This is a genomic window from Streptomyces sp. TRM68367 (assembly GCF_014495685.1).
In the GTDB taxonomy this organism is placed as follows: domain Bacteria; phylum Actinomycetota; class Actinomycetes; order Streptomycetales; family Streptomycetaceae; genus Streptomyces.
Genome location: NZ_JACTVI010000013.1, coordinates 111,145 through 130,270, shown reverse-complemented (window position 1 = coordinate 130,270; position 19,126 = coordinate 111,145). Strand labels below are relative to the sequence as shown.

Below are 19,126 nucleotides of genomic sequence, written 5' to 3'. Positions count from 1 at the left end.
GCGACGGGCGACGGGCGACGGGCGACGGGCGACACCTGTGGTGCTTTTCGCGGCGCGGTCGCAGAACGCACTGCACCGGCTGCTGGACGTCCTCCCCGTCTTCGCGGGTGACAGCCGGATCCGCCGCCACTTCACCCTCGTCCCGGGTTCCGACTTCTCCCTCGACGCCCTCGACGCGATAGAGCGCGCCGGCGGACACACCCTCCCCTGGGCGGAGGCCACATCCCGCGGCTTCGACCTCGTCCTCGCCGCCAGCCCGAAGGGCGACCTCCGCGCCCTGCACGGCCCGCGCGTCCTGCTCCCGCACGGCGCCGGCTTCAACAAGTCCATCCCCGGCGAGGGCACCGAGGACTCCGCGTCCGGCCTCGACCCGGCCCACCTCATGGCGGCCGACGGCGGACTCCTCGCCGACCTGTACGCGTTCGCCCACCCCGGCCAGGTCTCCCGTCTGGCCGCCGTCAGCCCGGAAGCCGCCGCCCGCGCCAAGGTCGTGGGCGACCCCGTGCTGGAACGGTTCCTCGACTCCGCCGGCCGCCGGGACCGCTACCGCGCGGCCCTGCGCTCCGGCGCCCGCAGACTCGTCGTCCTCGTGTCCACGTGGGGCCCCGAGTCCCTGCTCCGGCGCCGCCCGTCCCTGCCCGCCGATCTCGCCGCGGTCCTGCCGTACGACGAGTACCAGCTCGCCCTCGTCGTGCACCCGAACGAGCGCGTCCGGCTCGGCACCGTCGACCTGGCACAGCACCTGGAGCCCGCCGTCCAGGCCGGGCTGATCCTGCCCGCCGCCTACGAGGAGTGGGCCTCGGTGGCCGTCGCCGCGGACGCCCTGGTCTCCGACCACGGCTCGGCGGCCCTGTACGCGGCGGCCCTCGACCGCCCACTGCTCGCCGCCTACGAGGGCGGTACGGAACTGATCCCGGGCAGCCCCATGGCCACGCTGCTGGACGCCGTCCCCCGCCTCGGCCCAGACCCAGCCACCGCCCCGGCCACTCTCTCGGACGCACTCCGTGCCCACCGCCCCGGCACCGTGCGCGCCCTCACGGACTCCGCCTTCGCCGAGCAGGGCAACGGCCTGGACCGGCTGCGGACCGAGCTGTACGCGCTCCTCGGCCTCGACCCGCCCGCCGTCCCCGCCATCCCCCGGCTGCTGCCCGACCCGACGCCGCCGCCCGTCACACCGTCCGCCTTCGCGGTGCGCATCCGGCACGGCGAACGGGGCCTGATCCACGTGGCACGGCATCCCGCCCACCTCGCCCCGCCCACGCCCGTCCACCACCTCGCGGCCGAGGCCGGCACCGCCGCCACGCGGTACACCCAGGGCGCCGCCCTCCTCTACCGCCGGGCAGCCCCTCCGGACCCGGCGCCCGCCGGCGCCGTCGTGCGCACCGCGGCCGACTGGACCGACCGGACCCTGGCGGACCACCCCGGAGGGCGCCGTACCGCCGCGGTCGTCCTCTCCCCCGCCCACTGCCTGCTGCGCACCCGCACCGGCCCCCTGCTGGCCGTCCGCATCGCCCCCTGCCCCGAACCGGACGGCCAGGTGTACCCCGACCCGGCGGCCGTCCTCTCCGCCGTGCACGCCGCGCTCATGACCACCGAGCCCGCGCCCGCCGCCCTCACGTGCGGGGTCGGCGAACGGGTCTTCGCGGTACGGCTGTCAGAAGCGTCGCCGGACGAAGCGGCGCTGCCCGTTTAGGGGTCCTTGCCCTATGAGCGCGCGACCCGGGCGGACATAGTGCAAGACCCCTTAAGGCCCTAGGCCCAGCTGCCTCAGTCAAGCCCGCTCCGTTCCCGCACCGCAGCCGCCGCCGCACGGTACTCCCGCGCCTCCGCCTCCTGCCCCTGCCGCTCGGCGAGTTTGGCGAGCGCGTCCAGTACGCGGGCCTCGTCCCGGGAGCCGTCGCGGTCCCGCGTGCCCTCCAGGGCGGACCGGTACAGCTCGCGTGCCTCCTCCGCCCGTCCGAGGCCGGCCAGGACGCCGCCCAGGGCGAACTCCGCCCGCGCCGTGAGCCGCACCCGGCCGCCCGCCGCGAAGTCCGCCCGCGCACGCTCCAGCAGTTCCGCCGCGCGCTCCAGGTCACCGAGGTGGGCCAGAGCCTCGCCCAGACGGTACGTCTGGAGCGCGACGCCGTAGGGATTCACGATCTCGACGTGCACGGCTCGCGACGCCTCGAAGTCGCCGGCCGCCGCCGTCCAGTCACCCTGGGCCGACCGCAGCATCCCGCGGAACTCCCTGGCGGACGCGCCGAGCTTCCGCTCTTCCTCCGAGTCCCCGAGCCCGGCCCGTACGGCCTCCAGCGCGGCCTCCATCTCCCGCCCCGCCGCCTCGAACTCGCCCTGTTCCCACAGCGGTCGGGCCACCTGGCAGCGCATGCGGACGACGGCCCGGACGTCACCGGCGCGCTGTGCGGCGGCCACGCCCGTCCGGAAGGCCTCGATGTGGTCGGCATAGTGCGGATGGTCCAGGAAGTGCGTCCACAGCGGCTCGCACAGCGCCCACGCCTCGGTCGTCCCCCAGTCCTCGGCCGCCCCCGCCGCGTACGCGAGGCGTACACAGCCGAACAGGGCGTGCCGCTCGGCCTCCAGCCACTGACAGGCGCGGCGCTTGGCCTCCGTACCGGCGTCTTCGGCCCGCTCGAACAGCACGTCGTGCGTGCCGGGGACCGGCGGTACGTCCCCGGCCACGCGCAGGCGCTTCCCCGCGGCGACCAGGTCGGCCCGCTGGGCCTGGCGCAGGTACCACAGAACCAGCCGCCGCCGTGCCGCGGCGCGCTCCTTCGCGTCCCCGTCGGCCTCCGCCTTCCGCCGGGCGTGGGCCCGCAGCAGCTCGGGCAGCCGTTCGCGGCCGTCGTCGTGCTCCCGCGCGTCCAGCAGCCCGGCGGTGCGCAGCTCGTCCACCGCGTCCGCGGCGTCCCCGCCGAGCAGTGTCCCCGCCGCGGCGAGGGTGAAGGAGGGGCCCGGGAAGGCGGCGAGCAGCCGGTAGAGCCGGGCGGCGTCCTCGCCCAGACCCCGGTAGGCCGCGTCCCATACCTGCTCCACCATCGGGATGCCCTTCTCGTCGAGTTCGGCCGCGAGCGTGCTCAGCAGCCGGGGCAGCGGTCGCCGCTGATGGCGGCGCAGCCACCGTCCGGCGACGTGCAGCGCGGCGGGCAGGCCGGCGCAGAGCGCCAGCAGCCGGCGGGTCTCGTCCGGCGTGGCGGCCAGCCGCTCGTCGCGCGCCACCAGGTCCAGCAGCTCCAGCGCGTCCGCCTCCGCCAGCGGATCCAGGGGCAGCTCCACCGCGGCCCCGGCCTGGAGGTCGTACAGCGGACCGTGACTGGTGACGATCACCAGGCTCTCGCCCGAGGCGGGCAGGAGCGGTTCGACCTCGGTGCCGTAACGGGCGTTGTCGATGACGATCACCAGTCGCCTGCCGTGCGTGAGCGACCAGTACTGCCGCGCGCGTTCCCGGAACACGGGGGCGATCCAGTCGGCCCCGAGGGAGCGCAGCAGGTCGCCCAGGACGTCGGCGACCTCCACGGTGCCGGCGCGGCGCACGTCGTCGAGGTCGACGTACAGGACGCCGTCCGGGTACCGCTCCGCGACCTGCCGGGCCAGCCGGAACGCCAGCTCCGTCTTGCCCGTACCGCCGTGGCCGCTCACCGCGAAGCACAGCGGCCGGGCGGCGGGCCGCGTCCCGTGCCGCTCCGCGACGAGCCGCAGAACCCGCGCCTGCACCTCCTCACGATCCACGAAGTGCGGCGGTTCCGGCGGAATCTGGTACACCATCCGTCACTGACTCCCGTTCGCTGCGCTGTTCGGCACGAACCTATCCGCTCACGGGAGTTGATATGCCGTCAGAGGGCTACGGGAGGGGGCGGCCACGGGGACGCGGGTGGGTTCATCCGAGCGCCAGTGCCACGGTGAGCGACGGCTTGCGGCCGGCCGCGTCGGCGAACACCTCCTGCGCGGTCTCCCACTCCGCCGGCCGCGCCTTCGCGTACGGCTGCCAGCCCCGTACGACGACCAGCAGCCCCTGCTGCACGGCGCCCTCGGGCCAGACGGTCGGGTCGGAGAGGGAGTCGGCGAGCGCGTCCCAGTTGCGGCCGAACCAGTCGGGCAGCTGGAGGGCGCGGGCGCAGCGGTCCATCAGGCCCGCCTTGTCCGTGACCCCGTCGAGGTCCAGCGTGACCAGGAGCCGGCCCGCCAGGTCGTCCGTCATGTCGTACCGCCCTTGTAGTGCCTGAATGACTGTGGGAGCCCGCAACGCACAGGGGACGGGCCACGGCAGCGCACCGCCACGGCCGTCCCCTCATGATCTTCGGTCAGGACCCGTCCGGATCCGCCCGGTTGAGGGCGGGACGCGGCGCCGGCCCCGCCGTCATCAGATAGTCCGCGGCCGACGTGTCCGTGACCAGGCTGGTGACCAGCCCGGACCGCAGCACGGCGTCGATCGCGGCGGCCTTTCGCTGCCCGCCCGCTATCGCAACGACCTCCGGGATACGGCGGAGCTGGTCGGCCTTGACCGTGATGCACCGCTCCCCCAGGTCCCGGCCCACCCGGCGCCCCTCGGAGTCGAAGAGGTGCGCGGACATCTCGGCGGCGACGCCGAGGGAGGCGTAGTGGGACCGCTCCTCGTCGCTGAGCATGTCGTGCACCGTCGAGATGCCCGGCTCCCAGGAGCCGATGGAGACGCAGGCGACCGTGACCTTGTCGAAGTAGTCGAAGGCCCGGGCGATCCCGGTCTGGTGGCGCAGCGCCGCCGCGGTGGCCGCGTCCGGCAGCAGCATCGGCGCGTAGATGGGGTGGGCGTCACCGCCCGACACCTGCGCGGCGCGGCGCACGGCCTCGACCGAGCCGCGCTCGGCGGTCCCGGCGTCGTACACCCCGGTCAGCTGCACCACCGTGCACGGCGGCAGCCGGTCGAGGGCCGCGGCCATGTGGATGGTGGACCGGCCCCAGGCCAGGCCCAGCACGTCGCCCTCGTTGACCAGCTCGCCGAGCAGGTCGGCGGCCACTTCTCCCAGGTTCTCCGGGTCCGGGGTCTCCTCGGCGTCGGCCGGCGACTCGACCACGACGGCGTGCCTGAGGCCGTAGCGGGCGCGCAGCGCGTCCGAGCGGTCCGCGTCCAGCTCGGCCGGCACGCGGATCTCGATGCGTACGAGGTCCCGTTCGAGGGCGGTCTCCAGGACCCGGGCCACCTTGAAGCGGCTGACGCCGAACTCCTCCGCGATCTGGATCTTGGACTTGCCCTCCAGGTAGAAGCGGCGGGCCATGGCCGCCGCCTGCACCAGCTCAGCGGGTCCCATCCGCGTGGCTGACCGGCCCGCCGACATACCCGACACGGCGATCTCCTCACTGCTGTTCACACTCTGGATTCGCCGTTCATCCTTGCAGATCCGGCGCGGTTGATCAGCCCTGATGGGAGCCGTTCACGTTCCTGACGCTCAGTGGTCGCATGCCCATGATGCCTTGCCGGTCGCCGCCTCCGCCTGGGTGCGCAGTGCACGCACCGCCTCGGCCGGGTCCGACGCCCCGTACACGGCCGATCCCGCGACGAAGACGTCGGCGCCGGCGTCGGCGCACCGTTCGATGGTGGTCGCAGAGACACCGCCGTCGACCTGGAGCCAGAGCTCCAGACCGTGCTTGCTGATCAACTCGCGGGTCCGGCGAATCTTCGGAAGCATGATGTCGAGGAACGCCTGCCCGCCGAAGCCCGGCTCAACCGTCATGATCAGCAGCATGTCGAGCTCGGGGAGCAGGTCCTCGTACGGCTCGATGGGCGTCGCGGGCTTGAGCGCCATGGAGGCTCGGGCACCCTTGGCCCGGATCTCCCGGGCGAGGCGCACCGGGGCGGCGGCCGCCTCGACGTGAAAGGTGACGGAACCGGCCCCCGCTTCCACGTACTGGGGCGCCCACTGGTCGGGGGCCTCGATCATCAGATGGCAGTCCAGCGGAGTGTCCGTCGCACGGGCGAGCGACTCCACGACCGGCACGCCGAGCGTGAGGTTCGGGACGAAATGGTTGTCCATGACGTCGACGTGGAGCCAGTCGGCTCCCTGCACCGCCTTCGCCTCGTCCGCGAGGCGGGCGAAGTCGGCGGACAGGATGCTGGGGTTGATCTGCACGGCCATGCCCTAAGCCTGCCATGCCCTTCGGGGGTTGCGGGGGCCGGTCCCGGGTGGCAAGGGTGGTTCGTCGGCTGCGGGCCGTTTGTGGCTGGTCGCGCCCACGCGGCGGAGCCGCATATGTCACAGCCCCGCGCGGGTGGCCATGAACGGGGACCGAGGGATTGGGCATCTGGTCTGCGGGCGGCGGGCCAAGTGGCTGGTGTTGGTTTTGTGGCTTGTGGTGTTGTTTCTGACGGCGCCGTTTGCGCAGAAGCTGGCCGACGCGATCGTCGTGTACGCGCGCGAGGGCGGGCTGACGGCGGCGGACCGGGCGCGGATCACCGAGGACGTGGCGCAGCTCAAGCAGCTGCGCGATCACGGCCTCCGCGGTGCCGAGACCCGTGGCCCGGTCTTCGACCGGCAGGCCGATCCGCGCGCGGCGCAGATCTTCGTGCCGATCACGATGGACGAGGAGGGCTGGGAGCGGATCGCGCCCGCGGTCGACTCCATCCGGGACGGCGGCCACCAGCAGCGTGGAGTCGATGCCTTCGAAAGGCCTCGGCGAGGTCCGCGGACGTGCCGCCGGGGCCGGTGATGTGCACGGCGAGCCCGCCGCCGCCCTCGCCGACGTCGCGATGCTCACGCTCTTCCCCGCCCTGCTGGTGATCTTCGGCCGGTGGATCTTCTGGCCGGTGATCCCGCACTTCGGCGCGCCCGATCCGACCGAGCGGGGCGTCTGGGGCCGCACGGGCCGCCGTATCGCCCGCCGACCGCGCATGGTCTGGGGCGTCACAACGAACCGCACGTCACCGCATCCGGCGCAGCACCGCCAGGTACATCGCATCGGTGCCGTGCACATGCGGCCACAACTGCACATCCGGCCCGTCCCCCAGGTCCGGCACGCCGGGCAGCAACGGCCGGGCGTCGACGAGGTCGGCCTCGGGGAACTGCTTGAGCACGTCGGCGACCACCGCCCGCGTCTCGGCGAGATGCGGCGAGCAGGTCGCGTACCCGACGACGCCCCCGGCGCGCACGGACTCCAGCGCGCCGCGCAGCAACCCGCGCTGCAGGGGCGCGAACCCGTCCAGGTCCTCGGGACGCCGCCGCCACCGCGCCTCGGGACGCCGCCGCAGCGCGCCCAGCCCGGTGCACGGCACATCCACCAGCACCCGGTCGAAACTCCCGGGCCGCCACGCCGGCCGCGTCCCGTCGGCGGCGATCACCTGATACGGACCGGGGTTCCCCGCCAGCGCCTTGGCCACGAGCCCGGCCCGATGCGGCTGCTTCTCGGCGGCCAGGAGCACGGCACCCCGCTGCGCCGCGAGCGCCCCGAGCAGGGCGGCCTTGCCCCCGGGCCCGGCGCACCCGTCAAGCCACAGCCGGTCGGAGCCGTCGACGGGCGCGTTGGCGAGCGCGAGGGCGACGAGCTGGCTCCCCTCGTCCTGCACACCGGCCCGCCCCTCCCGCACGGCCTCGATGAGGCCCGGCTCCCCGCCCTCGGCCAGTCGCACGGCATACGGCGACCAGCGTCCCGGTACGGCGGCCTCCTCGCCGAGCAGTTCCTCCGCGGTGGCCCGCCCGGGCCGCGCGACGAGGGTGACCTCGGGCCGCTCGTTGTCGGCCCGCAGCAGCTCCTCGAGGCCGGCGCGCCCGCCGCCGAGCGAGTCCCACAGCGCGGAGACGACCCATCTCGGGTGCGAGTGGACCACGGCGAGGTGATCCTCGGGATCCTCGTTGTAGGGCGGCGCGACCCGCTCCAGCCATCCGTCGAGACCGTCCTGCGCGACCTTGCGCAGTACGGCGTTGACGAACTTGGCCCGCCCGTCCCCGAGCACGACCCGCGCCAGCTCCACCGTCGCGGACACGGCGGCGTGCGTGGGGATCCGCGTCCCCAGCAGCTGATGCGCGCCCAGGCTCAGCACGTCCAGCACCGGCGGGTCGACCTCCCCCAGCGGCCGGTCGACACAGGCGGCGAGGACCGCGTCGTACGTCCCCTGCCGCCGCAGCGTCCCGTACACCAGCTCGGTCGCCAGCGCCGCGTCCCGGGCGGCGAATTTCTCCGGTCCCGCCTTCTCCCGGGCCTTCCGCAGCAGCGGCGGCAGGACGAGGTTGGCGTACGCGTCCCGCTCGTCCACGGCCCTGAGCGCCTCGAAGGCGAGGATGCGGACGGGGTCCTTCTGAGGGCGGCGGTAGGGCTTGGCGGGTTTGCGGGGACGACGGGACTGGTCGCTCACGAAAAAAGTGCTCCGGGTGTGAGATGAAGTGCGGTTCCCAGCCTACGTCGTCGGGTTACCGTCCCACGTCCCCGGAGGCGGACCGCAGTCGCCGGGCCGTCAGCCCCCGAGCCGCTCCCCCTCGCCGATCCGCACCCCGCGCGCCCAGTCGGCCGCCCGCATCGGCTTCTTCCCCTGCGCCTGCACCCACAGCAGCTCGACGGCGTACGACCCGGAACCCACGTACACGTTGTTCTTGCCGACCGCCATCTGTCCCGGGCCGAGATCCGTCCGCTCGGGCACCGGCGTGACCTGGATGAGCTTGAGCCGCTCACCGCGGAAGGTGGTCCAGGCACCTGGCGCCGGGGTGCAGCCGCGCACGACCCGGTCGACGCGCAGGGCGGGGGCGTTCCAGTCGACTTGGGCGTCCTCGACGGTGACCTTGGGTGCGAGGCTGATCCCCTCGGCCGGCTGTGGTACTGCCTTCAGCGTGCCGTCCTCGATCCCGTCCATGGTGGCCGCGAGCAGCCCGGCGCCCGCGAAGGCGAGCCGGGTCAGCAGGTCACCGCTGGTGTCGGTGGGCCGGATCTCCTCCGTCACGGTCCCGTAGACGGGCCCGGAGTCGAGCCCTTCCTCGATCAGGAAGGTGGACGCCCCGGTGATCTCGTCCCCCGCCATGATGGCGTGCTGCACGGGCGCGGCCCCGCGCCAGGCGGGAAGCAGCGAGAAGTGCAGGTTGACCCACCCATGGGCCGGGACGTCGAGGGCGACCCGCGGCAGCAGGGCCCCGTACGCCACGACGGGACAGCAGTCGGGCCCGATCTCCCGCAGCCGCTCCAGGAACTCCGGCTCCCGCGGCTTCCCGGGCTTCAGCACCTCGATCCCGGCCTCCTGGGCCCGCTCGGCGACGGGAGACGCGACCAGCCTGCGCCCCCGCCCGGCGGGCGCGTCGGGCCGCGTGACAACGGCGGCCACCTCATGCCGCCCGGAGGCGAGCAGAGCGTCCAGTGCGGGAACGGCGACCTCAGGGGTACCGGCGAAGACGAGCTTCATGGGCTGGTTCGGGCCTCTCGGGCAGGGATTGGTCCACGGGCAAGCCCCAAGTCTATTGACCCCCGACCCGAGAAAGCCGCCAACGCCGAGCAGCCACCCCACGGGCAAGGCCCACCTCTTACCCAACTGGAAACGGGTGGCGCGTGGGTGGGCAAAAATCCCCGGCGAGGCCGAAGGCGAGCCGACAGCTCACCCACCCCCAGGGAGCGCACGCATATGCCCACACGCCCCCACACCGTGACCCGCGGAGCGAATCCGCGTTGGTCAAGAAAGAGTTGACCACATAGGGCCGCAATTCGCGGCCCATTCCTTTCAACGCCGGTTCGAGAGGCTTGTTCATGGCCGACCACGCAACCCACGACGCCCAGGCTCGGGCCAGCCTGCACTTGCTGGTGCGGGACATCGAGCGGGTCCGCCGGCAGGTGGACGCACTGCGCACGCTCACCGCCCAGTTGGGAAACGTCTACCGCCCGCGCCGCTCCGGTCCCTCCACGGGCTTCGTCGTCTACGGACGCGCCCCCGCCCCGACGGTCCGTCTCGCCCAGGAACTGCGGGACAGTGTCGAGACCCTGGTCACGGCCGCCGTGGACTTCGACCGCTCACTCGGCTTCTCGTGGGACGCGGTGGGCTCCGCCCTCGGGGTCACCAAGCAGGCGGTACACCGCCGTTACGGCGCCCGCCGCGCCACCGCCCAGACAGCGGCCGCCCCCGAGACCGACCGCACACCGGAGCCGTCCGGCACCCGCACCGTCAACGTGGGCACCGACATCTCCACCGTGCCCACGGTCCCCGCGGCCCGCTCCATGCCGACCCAGCCGACAGCGGGCAGCCCGTCCCTCCGCGACGAGGCCAGGCCGACGGCCTTCCCGGGCCCGCGCAGCGGCTGACACCCGGCCGCACCCCGCACTGCCCTCCCGGCGCACATCCGCACCTCCGGGAGGGCAGCGGCATGCCGACCGCACGGCACGCTGACGTACACAGACCACACACCGAAACCTCAACGGACCCCGCACGGAACGAAACAGACCCGAACGAACCTCAGCCCCCTCCCAGCTCAGCCTCCCTCAAAACCACCGCAGCCCACACCTCACCCAATATCTGGCGGATCGATCCGCACCCGAACCAGCTCCTCACTCCCCCGCGCCATCCGCGCCGCCTGAGCAGCCTTCAGCGCCCCGGCCAACGCCGCCCCCCGCCCCGGCGGCACCCGGATCAGCGCCCGCTCCCAGTGCCCCCAGGGAGGCGGCGCCCCCGGCCGCCGCGGTCGCCCTGCGGGCGTCTCGGGCACCGCCACCGGCCCCAGCACCTCGGCCTCGCGCGGCAGCTGCGCCGTACGGAGGAAGTCGGCGACCGCCTCCGCCGTGCCCGACACGGCCGCCATTCGCGACACCGGCGGAAACCCCAGCTCGGCCCGCTCGCCCAGCTCCCGTACCGCATGCCCGACGGGATCCCACCGCACCAGCGCCTGTACGGGCCTGAGCGTCGGCTCGGCGACGACCACCACGGTCCCCCCGCTCTCCTGCGGCCGCACCAGCGCCGCCGCCCCGATCCACCGCCGCAGCGCGTCCTCCCCGGCGCGCAGATCGGGCCGCCCGAGCATGGCCCAGCCGTCCAGCAGCAGCGCCGCCGCGTACCCGCCCTCGGCGACGGGCTCGGCCCCCGGCGTACTCACGACCAGCGCCGGCGCCCCCGGCACCGTGTCCAGCACATGCTCACGCCCGGAGGTCCGCACCGGAACGGCCGGGAAGGCGCGGCCCAACTCCTCGGCGGTCCGCCGCGCCCCCACCACTGAGGCCCGCAACCGGAACGCCCCGCACTCCGGGCAGTGCCAGGCGCCTTCCTCACGTCCGCACCAGCCGCACCACAGAGTTCCGCCGCCGCGCGCCTCCAGCGGCCCGGAGCAGTGCCGGCACCGCGCGGGCGCCCGGCAGTTGGCGCACGCCATCCGCGGCACGTATCCGCGCCGGGGCACCTGGACGAGCACCGGCCCGTACCGCAGCCCGTCCCTGACGATCTGCCAGGCGAGGCTCGGCAGCCGGGCGGCCCGGGCGGCCTCGTCCCGCGCGAGGTCCGTGTCCCCCACGGTCCGTACGAGCGGCGCGGCCCGCCGAACTTCGTCCCGTCCGGCGACGAGGGGCCGGGCCCAGCCGGTCTCCACGAGCTGCGCTGCCTCGACGGTGCAGCCGAAACTCCCCAGCAGGAAGGCGCACTTGTCCTGCGCGGCGCGCAGCAGCAGTACCTCTCGCGCATGGGGCTGCGGCGCGTGCTGCTCGCTGTGGCTGTCGTCACCGTCGTCCCAGAGGGCGACGAGCCCGAGATCCTGTACGGGGGCGAACATGGCGGCCCGGGTCCCCACGACGGCTCGTACGGACCCGCGACGCACGGCGAGCCACTGCGCGTACCGCTTCTCGGGCCCGGCGTCGGCGGTGAGCACGGCATGCCGCCCCTCGCCCAGCAGTGCGGTCAGCGCGGCGTCGACCCGCGCGACAGCCCGCCCGTCGGGCAGCACGAGGAGCGCGCCCCGCCCCGAGGCGAGCGTCGCCGCGACGGCCCGCGCCAGCTCATCGCTCCACTCCGGCCCCGGCAACGCGTTCCACACGGCCCGCGGCGCACCCCCCGCGGCCAGCGACTCCACCAAGGCGGCCCCCCGCTCGTACCGCGTCCAGGACCCCGCCTCGGGCACCGGCGGAGGCGGGAGCGGTGTGGGCGAGGGCTGCTGTTCGGCCCGCGCACTGCGCGGCGGCACGGCGAGCTGCAGCACATCAGCGAGGCTGCCCGCGTACCGGTCGGCGACCGCCCGCGCGAGCCCGAGCAGCTCCGCACTCAGCACAGGCTCGGGCGACACGACCTGGGCGAGCGCCGCAAGGGGCCCGGAGTAGTCGGACTCGGCCAGCCGCTCGACGAGGAACCCGTCGATCAGCCCCCCACCCTCACGCCGCCCCTCCCGCACCCGATGCCGCCCGGCCCCGAACCGCACCCGCACCCGCACACCCGGCTGCGCATCCTCATCCAGCTCCTCGGGCACGGCGTAGTCGAAGTACCGATCAAGATGCAGCACCCCCTTGTCCACCAGCACCCGCGCAACAGGCAGTTCCTTGGCAAGCGCGGCCCCCCGCCACGTCCGAGGCTTGGCCCGCGGCTCCTTCGCCCTGCGCACACTCTCCCGAATGAGCGCGAGCTGCTCGGGCAGCGCGCCCTCGGCACCACCCCGCCCCTTCTCATCCTCGCTGCTCACGCTTGCATTCTTACCAAACCCCACTGACAACCGACGCCCTCCGACCTCCCCACCGGCGACGCCCTGGGCCCTGCCTCGACCCACTCGGCCATGCCCCGGCGAAAGCGAAACCCGACCCCCTCACCACCAGACTCCGGCTCCGGGCCCCTCTCTCATGGCGCGCCGCCCTTCGCCACACCACAGGAGGACGACGAACCGAGTCCGTGAACCGCCGAAGGCCCGGCATCCCCAAGGGATGCCGGGCCTTCGAAGGTGGTTCGGGGCTTACAGCCCCGCCGCCTTGCGCAGGGCGTCCACGCGGTCCGTGCGCTCCCAGGTGAACTCGGGGAGCTCGCGGCCGAAGTGGCCGTACGCGGCGGTCTGGGCGTAGATCGGGCGGAGCAGGTCGAGGTCGCGGATGATGGCGGCCGGGCGCAGGTCGAAGACCTGGTCGATCGCCTTCTCGATCTTGTCGGTGTCGATCTTGGCGGTGCCGAAGGTCTCGACGAACAGGCCGACGGGCTCGGCCTTGCCGATGGCATAGGCGACCTGGACCTCGCAGCGGGAGGCCAGACCCGCGGCGACGACGTTCTTGGCGACCCAGCGCATCGCGTACGCCGCCGAGCGGTCCACCTTGGACGGGTCCTTGCCGGAGAAGGCACCGCCGCCGTGGCGGGCCATGCCGCCGTAGGTGTCGATGATGATCTTGCGGCCGGTCAGGCCGGCGTCACCCATCGGACCGCCGATCTCGAAGCGGCCGGTCGGGTTGACCAGCAGACGGTAGTTCTCGGTGTCCAGCTTGATGCCCTCGTCCAGCAGCGCCTTCAGCTCCGGCTCCACCACGAACTCGCGGATGTCGGGGGCGAGCAGGGAGTCGAGGTCGATGTCGCTCGCGTGCTGGGAGGAGACGACGACGGTGTCCAGGCGGACCGCCTTGTCGCCGTCGTACTCGATGGTGACCTGCGTCTTGCCGTCCGGCCGCAGGTAGGGGATCGTGCCGTTCTTGCGCACGTCGGACAGGCGCTTGGACAGGCGGTGCGCCAGGAAGATCGGCAGCGGCATCAGCGTCGGCGTCTCGTCCGTCGCGTAGCCGAACATCAGGCCCTGGTCGCCCGCGCCCTGCCGGTCCAGCTCGTCCGTTTCTCCACCTGCGGCGGCACCCTCGACGCGGGCCTCGTAGGCCGCGTCCACGCCCTGCGCGATGTCCGGCGACTGCGCCCCGATCGACACCGAAACACCGCAGGAGGCACCGTCGAAGCCCTTCTTGGAGGAGTCGTAGCCGATGTCGAGGATCTTGCCGCGGACCAGCGAGGCGATGTCCGCGTACGTCTTGGTCGTGACCTCGCCGGCCACGTGCACCAGGCCGGTGGTGATCAGCGTCTCGACGGCGACCCGGGAGGCCGGGTCCTCACGCAGCAGCGCGTCGAGAATGGTGTCGCTGATCTGGTCAGCGATCTTGTCGGGGTGACCCTCGGTCACGGACTCCGAGGTGAACAGGCGACGGGACACAACGCTCCCTGGGTTTGCAGCGGCTGCTGACTGATCAATGGCGGACGGCGGGGGCTGCACCCGGCGCCGTCCGTGAACAGTTTATCGGTCGGGCCTCGGCCACGGGCTCCCCCGTCTCGCTTCTCGAGAGTGCTGTGACCTGCGGCACGGGCATTCTGCCTAATCCCGAGGCGGCTTGGCCAGAGGTGCCACGCCTTGATACGCGGGGCATCGGCGAGTCGTCCAGTGACGGAATCATTCGTGCAGACGCTCCGCCACCAGGTCCCATACGGTTTCGGCCAGGGCCTCTTTCGGGCCGTGCGTAATGGCTTGTTCGCTGCCGTCGGCGCCCAGGACCACGGCCTCGTTCTCCTCGGCACCGAACGTCCGGCGCTCCCCCACCTCGTTCACCACGAGGAGATCGCAGCCCTTGCGTTTCAGCTTGGCACGGCCGTTGACCAGCACATCGTCCGTTTCGGCGGCGAATCCGACGACCACCTGTCCAGCACGTGGACGGTCGGCGGAGATCTCCGCGAGGATGTCCGGATTCCGTACTAGCGCGATCGGCTCGGGGTCCCGGTCGTCCTTCTTCTTGATCTTCCCGGCTGCGTACGCCGCCGGACGGAAGTCCGCGACGGCCGCCGCCATGACCACCGCGTCGGCGTCCGCGGCGGCCTTCAGTACCGCCTCGCGCAGCTGCACGGCCGTCCCCACGGTGACAATGTCCACACCGGCCGGGTCGGGCAGGGCGGTGTTCGCCGCGATCAGGGTGACGCGGGCGCCGCGCGCGGCGGCGGTACGGGCGAGGGCGTAGCCCTGCTTACCGGAGGAGCGGTTGCCGAGGAAGCGAACCGGGTCGAGGGGTTCGCGGGTGCCGCCCGCGCTGACGACGACGTGCCGGCCCTTCAGGTCCGGCTGGGTGACGCCCCGGGCGAGGACCCGGCGGCACACCTCGAAGATCTCGGCCGGCTCGGGCAGCCGGCCCTTACCGGTGTCGACGCCGGTGAGGCGGCCGACGGCCGGTTCGATGACGACGGCGCCGCGGCGGCGCAGTGTCGCCACGTTCTCCTGAGTGGCCGGGTGCTCCCACATCTCCGTGTGCATGGCGGGCGCGAAGACGACCGGGCAGCGCGCGGTGAGCAGGGTGTTGGTCAGGAGGTCGTCAGCGAGGCCGTGGGCCGCCTTGGCGAGCACGTCCGCCGTGGCCGGGGCGACGACCACCAGGTCGGCATGCTGGCCGATGCGCACGTGCGGGACCTCGTGGACGTCGTCCCACACCTCGGTGGAGACCGGGTTCCCGGAGAGCGCGGACCAGGTGGCGGCGCCGACGAAGTGCAGCGCGGAGGCGGTGGGGACGACACGGACGTCGTGTCCTGACTCCGTCAGCCGTCGCAGCAGCTCGCAGGCCTTGTACGCGGCGATGCCGCCGCTGACGCCCAGCACGACCTTCGGCTTGTCCACCGTCTCTCCCGGAACTCGGCTCCCGTGCGCCGAGGCAGCGCACGGATCGGAAGCGCACGACACCACTACACACCACAGGCCCGGCAGTCGCGCCGCCAGGCCTGTGGAAAAGTCAGCTGCAAGCCGAAAATACTACTGCACCGGGCCCTCGACGGCCTCGGACGTCAGCAGCCCCGCGTTGATCTCGCGCAGCGCGATCGAGAGCGGCTTCTCGTGGACGTGGGTGTCGACGAGCGGACCGACGTACTCGAGGAGACCCTCGCCGAGCTGCGAGTAGTACGCGTTGATCTGGCGGGCACGCTTGGCCGCGTAGATCACGAGGCTGTACTTCGAGTCGGTGGCCTCGAGGAGCTCGTCGATCGGCGGGTTGATGATGCCCTCGGGCGCGGAGATGGAAGAGGACACGCTCTACCTTCCGATGGATGGGAAAGAATCAGTCACGATGATCGATGATCGATGATCAGTCACGATCGTCGTCCATCAAGGCTAGCAGCTCGCGCGCCACGTTCTCGACGGAGGTGTTGACCAAGGTCACGTCGAACTCCGGCTCGGCCGCCAGCTCGATCTTGGCCGCCTCCAGGCGGCGCTCGATCACCTCGGGCGGCTCGGTGCCCCGGCCGGTGAGTCTGCGCACGAGCTCCTCCCAGGAGGGAGGAGCGAGGAACACCAGCTGGGCCTCCGGCATGGACTCGCGGACCTGCCGCGCACCCTGGAGGTCGATCTCCAGCAGGACGGGCACCCCCGCCTCCAGATGCTCCCCCACGGCCGCGCGGGGCGTGCCGTAGCGGTTACCGGCGAATTCGGCCCATTCCAGCAGCTCGCCGTTGGCGATCAGCTTGTCCATCTCCTCGTCGGTGACGAAGAAGTAGTGGACGCCGTGCTTCTCACCGGGGCGGGGCTTGCGGGTCGTCGCCGACACGGAGAGCCAGACCTCGGGGTGTGCCTTGCGCATATGGGCGACGACCGTGCTCTTGCCGACCCCGGAGGGGCCGGAGAGCACGGTCAGCCGCGGACGTTCACTCATGCAGCGATTATTCCAGCAATCCCGGAGTGGTCCGGACTCACTTGGCGGTGCTGCCGAACTCGCGCTCCAGGGAGGCGATCTGGTTGGAGCCGAGGCCACGCACACGGCGGCTCTCGGAGATGCCGAGTCGCTCCATGATCTGCTTGGCGCGGACCTTGCCCACGCCCGGCAGGGACTCAAGAAGGGCGGAGACCTTCATCTTGCCGATGACGTCGTTCTCCTGGCCCTGCTTGATGACCTCGTGGAGAGAGGCGCCGGAGTGCTTGAGTCGATTCTTGACCTCGGCCCGCTCCCGGCGAGCCGCGGCGGCCTTTTCGAGCGCGGCTGCGCGCTGTTCAGGGGTAAGGGGCGGAAGAGCCACGCCTACGTCACCTCGGATGTCGAACTGTCGGATACGGACCGGTGAGGAACCTAGTCGCCCCACACCTGGGGAGCCACGAGCAACACGCTTGCCCGTTCACTCTCGTCGGAGACTAGCGGCCAAGTCCGCCAGAGTCAGCGAGAACAGCGGAAAAGTCCTGGTCAGCCTCCGCCAGGACGGATATTTAGGACATAATGCCCTGGATTTGAGGATGTATTCAGACTCAAGTCGGCCTGTCCTCTCTCCTCGGAGCACTCCCGTGACCGGCCGGAACGGCTCAGGCGGCCGCCACGGCGGCCCGGATCTCGTCCGCGACACGCTCCGCGGCCACCCGCAGCGCGCCGATGTCGGGCCCGTGCCGCAGCACCCCCCGGCTGACGTTCGGCACGACATTGCGCACCGCGGCCCCGAAGACCCGGGGAAGGTCGGCCGGAGTGGCCCCCTGGGCACCGATGCCGGGCGCCAGGAGCGGACCGTTGATGTCCAGGTCGTAGGACGACAGGTCGCCGAGCGTGGCGCCCACGACCGCGCCGAAGGAGCCCAGGGGCCGCTCCCCCGCGTTCTCGGCGGCCAGGTGCGCCAGCATGGTCGCCCCGACGTTGCGCCCCCCGGCGCGCACCGCGTGCTGCACCTCGCCGCCCTCCGGGTTCGAGGTCAGCGCCAGCACGAACAGGCCCGCGCCGCTCTCCCGGGCCAGGTCCACGGCCGGCTTCAGGGACCCGTAGCCCAGATACGGCGAGACGGTCAGGGCGTCCGAGAACAGCGGGGCGTCCTTGTGCAGAAACGCCTCGGCGTACGCCGCCATGGTCGAGCCGATGTCGCCGCGCTTGGCGTCCGTCACGACCAGTGCGCCGGCCGCCCGCGCCTCGGCCACCGCCTTCTCCAGGACGGCGACGCCGCGTGAGCCGAACCGCTCGAAGAACGCGCTCTGCGGCTTCAGGACGGCGACCCGGTCGGCCACGGCCTCCACGACCGTGCGGCTGAACCGCTCCAGGCCCGCCACGTCGTCGTTCAGGCCCCAGTCGGCGAGCAGGGCTGCGTGCGGGTCGATGCCCACGCACAGCGGGCCGCGCTCGTCCATGGCCCGTCGCAGGCGCGCGCCAAAGGGTTCCAGGCTCATGCGGTCTTCTTCCTCACGTCGGCGCCGACCGCGTCGGCCAGCGTGTCGTACGGGCTCGTGCGCAGGCGTGCGGCGAGCCCCTTGTGGATCGCGCGGCTCCAGAAGGGCCCCTCGTAGACGAACGCGCTGTAGCCCTGCACCAGCGTGGCACCGGCCAGGATGCGCTGCCAGGCGTCCTCGGCGGTCTCGATGCCGCCGACACCCACCAGGGTGATCCGGTCCCCCACGCGCGCGTAGAGGCGGCGCAGGACCTCCAGAGAGCGTGTCTTCAGGGGCGCCCCGGACAGGCCGCCGGTCTCCTTCACCAGAGCCGGGCCGGAGGTCAGCCCGAGTCCCTCGCGCGCGATGGTGGTGTTCGTGGCGATGATCCCGTCCAGACCCAGCTCCATGGCCAGGTCGGCGACCGCGTCGACGTCCTCGTCGGCGAGGTCCGGCGCGATCTTCACCAGCAGGGGGACACGCCTCGAAGGCACAGTACGGTCGGCGGCCTCGCGGACGGCGCTCAGCAGAGGGCGCAGCGCCTCGGTGGCCTGCAGGTTCCGCAGTCCGGGCGTGTTCGGGGACGAGACGTTGACCACCAGGTAGTCGGCGTACGGCGCCAGCCGCTCGGCCGACTTCACGTAGTCCGCGACGGCCTCGTCCTCGGGGACGACCTTGGTCTTGCCGATGTTGACGCCGACGGCGGTCCGGAAGACGGGCGTACGGGACGCCAGGCGCGCGGCGACCGCGAGCGAGCCTTCGTTGTTGAAGCCCATGCGGTTGATCAGCGCCCGGTCCCCGGCCAGCCGGAACAGCCGCTTCTTCGGGTTGCCCGGCTGCGGCTCCCCGGTCACCGTACCGATCTCGACGTGGTCGAAGCCGAGCATCGCCATCCCGTCGATGCCGACGGCGTTCTTGTCGAAGCCGGCGGCGAGCCCGAAGGGGCCGTGCATCCGCAGGCCGAATGCCTCCGTGCGGAGTTCCTTGTGGCGGGGCGCGAGGGCGGCCGCGAGGAACGTGCGCAGCACGGGGACGCGGGCGGCGAGGCGGATCCAGCGGAAGGCCAGGTGATGCGCCTGTTCCGGGTCCATCCGTTGGAAAACCAAATGGAAGAAGTGTTTGTACAT

Annotated in this window: 16 protein-coding genes and 1 pseudogene; 3 read left to right on the top strand and 14 right to left on the bottom strand. The window is 72.7% G+C overall.

What is annotated here, in order from left to right; translation table 11 throughout:
* Positions 1–40 precede the first annotated feature (40 nt).
* Positions 41–1,693, top strand: coding sequence for a translation initiation factor 2 (locus H8R17_RS12365; RefSeq protein WP_187823213.1), 1,653 nt, complete (start codon positions 41–43; stop codon positions 1,691–1,693).
* A gap of 74 nt (positions 1,694–1,767) precedes the next feature.
* On the opposite strand, the gene H8R17_RS12360 is transcribed toward H8R17_RS12365, so the two are convergent.
* From H8R17_RS12360 to rpe, 4 genes are all read right to left on the bottom strand, one after another.
* Positions 1,768–3,765, bottom strand: coding sequence for a tetratricopeptide repeat protein (locus tag H8R17_RS12360; RefSeq protein ID WP_187823204.1), 1,998 nt, complete (start codon positions 3,763–3,765; stop codon positions 1,768–1,770).
* A gap of 112 nt (positions 3,766–3,877) precedes the next feature.
* The gene (locus H8R17_RS12355; protein WP_187823203.1) at positions 3,878–4,198 is read right to left on the bottom strand and encodes a barstar family protein; all 321 of its coding nucleotides are present in this window, start codon (positions 4,196–4,198) and stop codon (positions 3,878–3,880) included.
* A 103-nt stretch (positions 4,199–4,301) separates the two neighbouring features.
* On the bottom strand, positions 4,302–5,345 hold the full coding sequence (locus tag H8R17_RS12350) for a sugar-binding transcriptional regulator (RefSeq protein ID WP_187823202.1): 1,044 nt from the start codon (positions 5,343–5,345) through the stop codon (positions 4,302–4,304).
* Between the two features lie 78 nt (positions 5,346–5,423).
* Positions 5,424–6,110 (bottom strand): ribulose-phosphate 3-epimerase, encoded by a 687-nt coding sequence (gene rpe, locus H8R17_RS12345; RefSeq protein WP_187823201.1) that lies wholly within the window; start codon positions 6,108–6,110, stop codon positions 5,424–5,426.
* A gap of 139 nt (positions 6,111–6,249) precedes the next feature.
* Between rpe and H8R17_RS12340 the strand changes: the two are divergent.
* Positions 6,250–6,880, top strand: a pseudogene (locus H8R17_RS12340) (MMPL family transporter); the annotation flags it as partial.
* A 12-nt stretch (positions 6,881–6,892) separates the two neighbouring features.
* Here H8R17_RS12340 and H8R17_RS12335 read toward each other — a convergent pair.
* Together H8R17_RS12335 and fmt are read right to left on the bottom strand one after the other, a co-directional pair.
* Positions 6,893–8,320 carry a transcription antitermination factor NusB gene (locus tag H8R17_RS12335; protein WP_187823200.1) on the bottom strand — a complete coding sequence of 476 codons (1,428 nt, stop codon included), beginning with the start codon at positions 8,318–8,320 and terminating at the stop codon, positions 6,893–6,895.
* A 99-nt stretch (positions 8,321–8,419) separates the two neighbouring features.
* On the bottom strand, positions 8,420–9,352 hold the full coding sequence (gene fmt / locus H8R17_RS12330) for a methionyl-tRNA formyltransferase (RefSeq protein WP_187823199.1): 933 nt from the start codon (positions 9,350–9,352) through the stop codon (positions 8,420–8,422).
* Positions 9,353–9,690: 338 nt separating this feature from the next.
* Here fmt and H8R17_RS12325 point away from each other — a divergent pair, with 338 nt between their 5' ends.
* Entirely contained in the window at positions 9,691–10,239 is a 549-nt protein-coding gene (locus tag H8R17_RS12325; RefSeq protein ID WP_187823198.1) for a hypothetical protein, read from the top strand.
* A gap of 200 nt (positions 10,240–10,439) precedes the next feature.
* Here the strand turns inward: H8R17_RS12325 and H8R17_RS12320 are convergent, their stop codons facing one another.
* The 8 genes from H8R17_RS12320 to H8R17_RS12285 all read right to left on the bottom strand — a co-directional run bounded on the left by H8R17_RS12320 (position 10,440) and on the right by H8R17_RS12285 (position 19,126).
* Complete coding sequence (locus H8R17_RS12320; protein WP_187823197.1) at positions 10,440–12,587, bottom strand: primosomal protein N'; 2,148 nt, start codon at positions 12,585–12,587, stop codon at positions 10,440–10,442.
* A 264-nt stretch (positions 12,588–12,851) separates the two neighbouring features.
* Positions 12,852–14,075, bottom strand: coding sequence for a methionine adenosyltransferase (metK, locus tag H8R17_RS12315; protein WP_187823196.1), 1,224 nt, complete (start codon positions 14,073–14,075; stop codon positions 12,852–12,854).
* Between the two features lie 234 nt (positions 14,076–14,309).
* Entirely contained in the window at positions 14,310–15,515 is a 1,206-nt protein-coding gene (coaBC, locus tag H8R17_RS12310; protein WP_187823195.1) for a bifunctional phosphopantothenoylcysteine decarboxylase/phosphopantothenate--cysteine ligase CoaBC, read from the bottom strand.
* Positions 15,516–15,647: 132 nt separating this feature from the next.
* Positions 15,648–15,920 carry a DNA-directed RNA polymerase subunit omega gene (gene rpoZ, locus H8R17_RS12305; protein ID WP_187823194.1) on the bottom strand — a complete coding sequence of 91 codons (273 nt, stop codon included), beginning with the start codon at positions 15,918–15,920 and terminating at the stop codon, positions 15,648–15,650.
* A 55-nt stretch (positions 15,921–15,975) separates the two neighbouring features.
* The gene (gene gmk / locus H8R17_RS12300; RefSeq protein WP_187823193.1) at positions 15,976–16,539 is read right to left on the bottom strand and encodes a guanylate kinase; all 564 of its coding nucleotides are present in this window, start codon (positions 16,537–16,539) and stop codon (positions 15,976–15,978) included.
* 37 nt (positions 16,540–16,576) lie between these two features.
* Positions 16,577–16,900: an integration host factor gene (locus H8R17_RS12295; RefSeq protein WP_187823192.1), complete on the bottom strand. Its 324-nt coding sequence runs from the start codon at positions 16,898–16,900 to the stop codon at positions 16,577–16,579.
* A 277-nt stretch (positions 16,901–17,177) separates the two neighbouring features.
* A complete protein-coding gene (gene pyrF, locus H8R17_RS12290; RefSeq protein ID WP_187823191.1) occupies positions 17,178–18,020 on the bottom strand; it encodes an orotidine-5'-phosphate decarboxylase in 843 nt (280 codons plus the stop codon).
* On the bottom strand, positions 18,017–19,126 hold the full coding sequence (locus tag H8R17_RS12285) for a quinone-dependent dihydroorotate dehydrogenase (RefSeq protein ID WP_187823190.1): 1,110 nt from the start codon (positions 19,124–19,126) through the stop codon (positions 18,017–18,019). Before H8R17_RS12285 ends, pyrF begins: the two co-directional genes overlap by 4 nt.

Excerpts from the sequence above, each read along its gene's own strand:
- H8R17_RS12325 (WP_187823198.1), top strand. The coding sequence starts at position 9,691 with ATGGCCGACCACGCAACCCACGACGCCCAGGCTCGGGCCAGCCTGCAC.
- gmk (WP_187823193.1), bottom strand. The coding sequence starts at position 16,539 with ATGAGTGAACGTCCGCGGCTGACCGTGCTCTCCGGCCCCTCCGGGGTC.
- pyrF (WP_187823191.1), bottom strand. The coding sequence starts at position 18,020 with ATGAGCCTGGAACCCTTTGGCGCGCGCCTGCGACGGGCCATGGACGAG.
- fmt (WP_187823199.1), bottom strand. The coding sequence starts at position 9,352 with ATGAAGCTCGTCTTCGCCGGTACCCCTGAGGTCGCCGTTCCCGCACTG.
- H8R17_RS12285 (WP_187823190.1), bottom strand. The coding sequence starts at position 19,126 with ATGTACAAACACTTCTTCCATTTGGTTTTCCAACGGATGGACCCGGAA.
- H8R17_RS12355 (WP_187823203.1), bottom strand. The coding sequence starts at position 4,198 with ATGACGGACGACCTGGCGGGCCGGCTCCTGGTCACGCTGGACCTCGAC.
- H8R17_RS12360 (WP_187823204.1), bottom strand. The coding sequence starts at position 3,765 with ATGGTGTACCAGATTCCGCCGGAACCGCCGCACTTCGTGGATCGTGAG.
- rpe (WP_187823201.1), bottom strand. The coding sequence starts at position 6,110 with ATGGCCGTGCAGATCAACCCCAGCATCCTGTCCGCCGACTTCGCCCGC.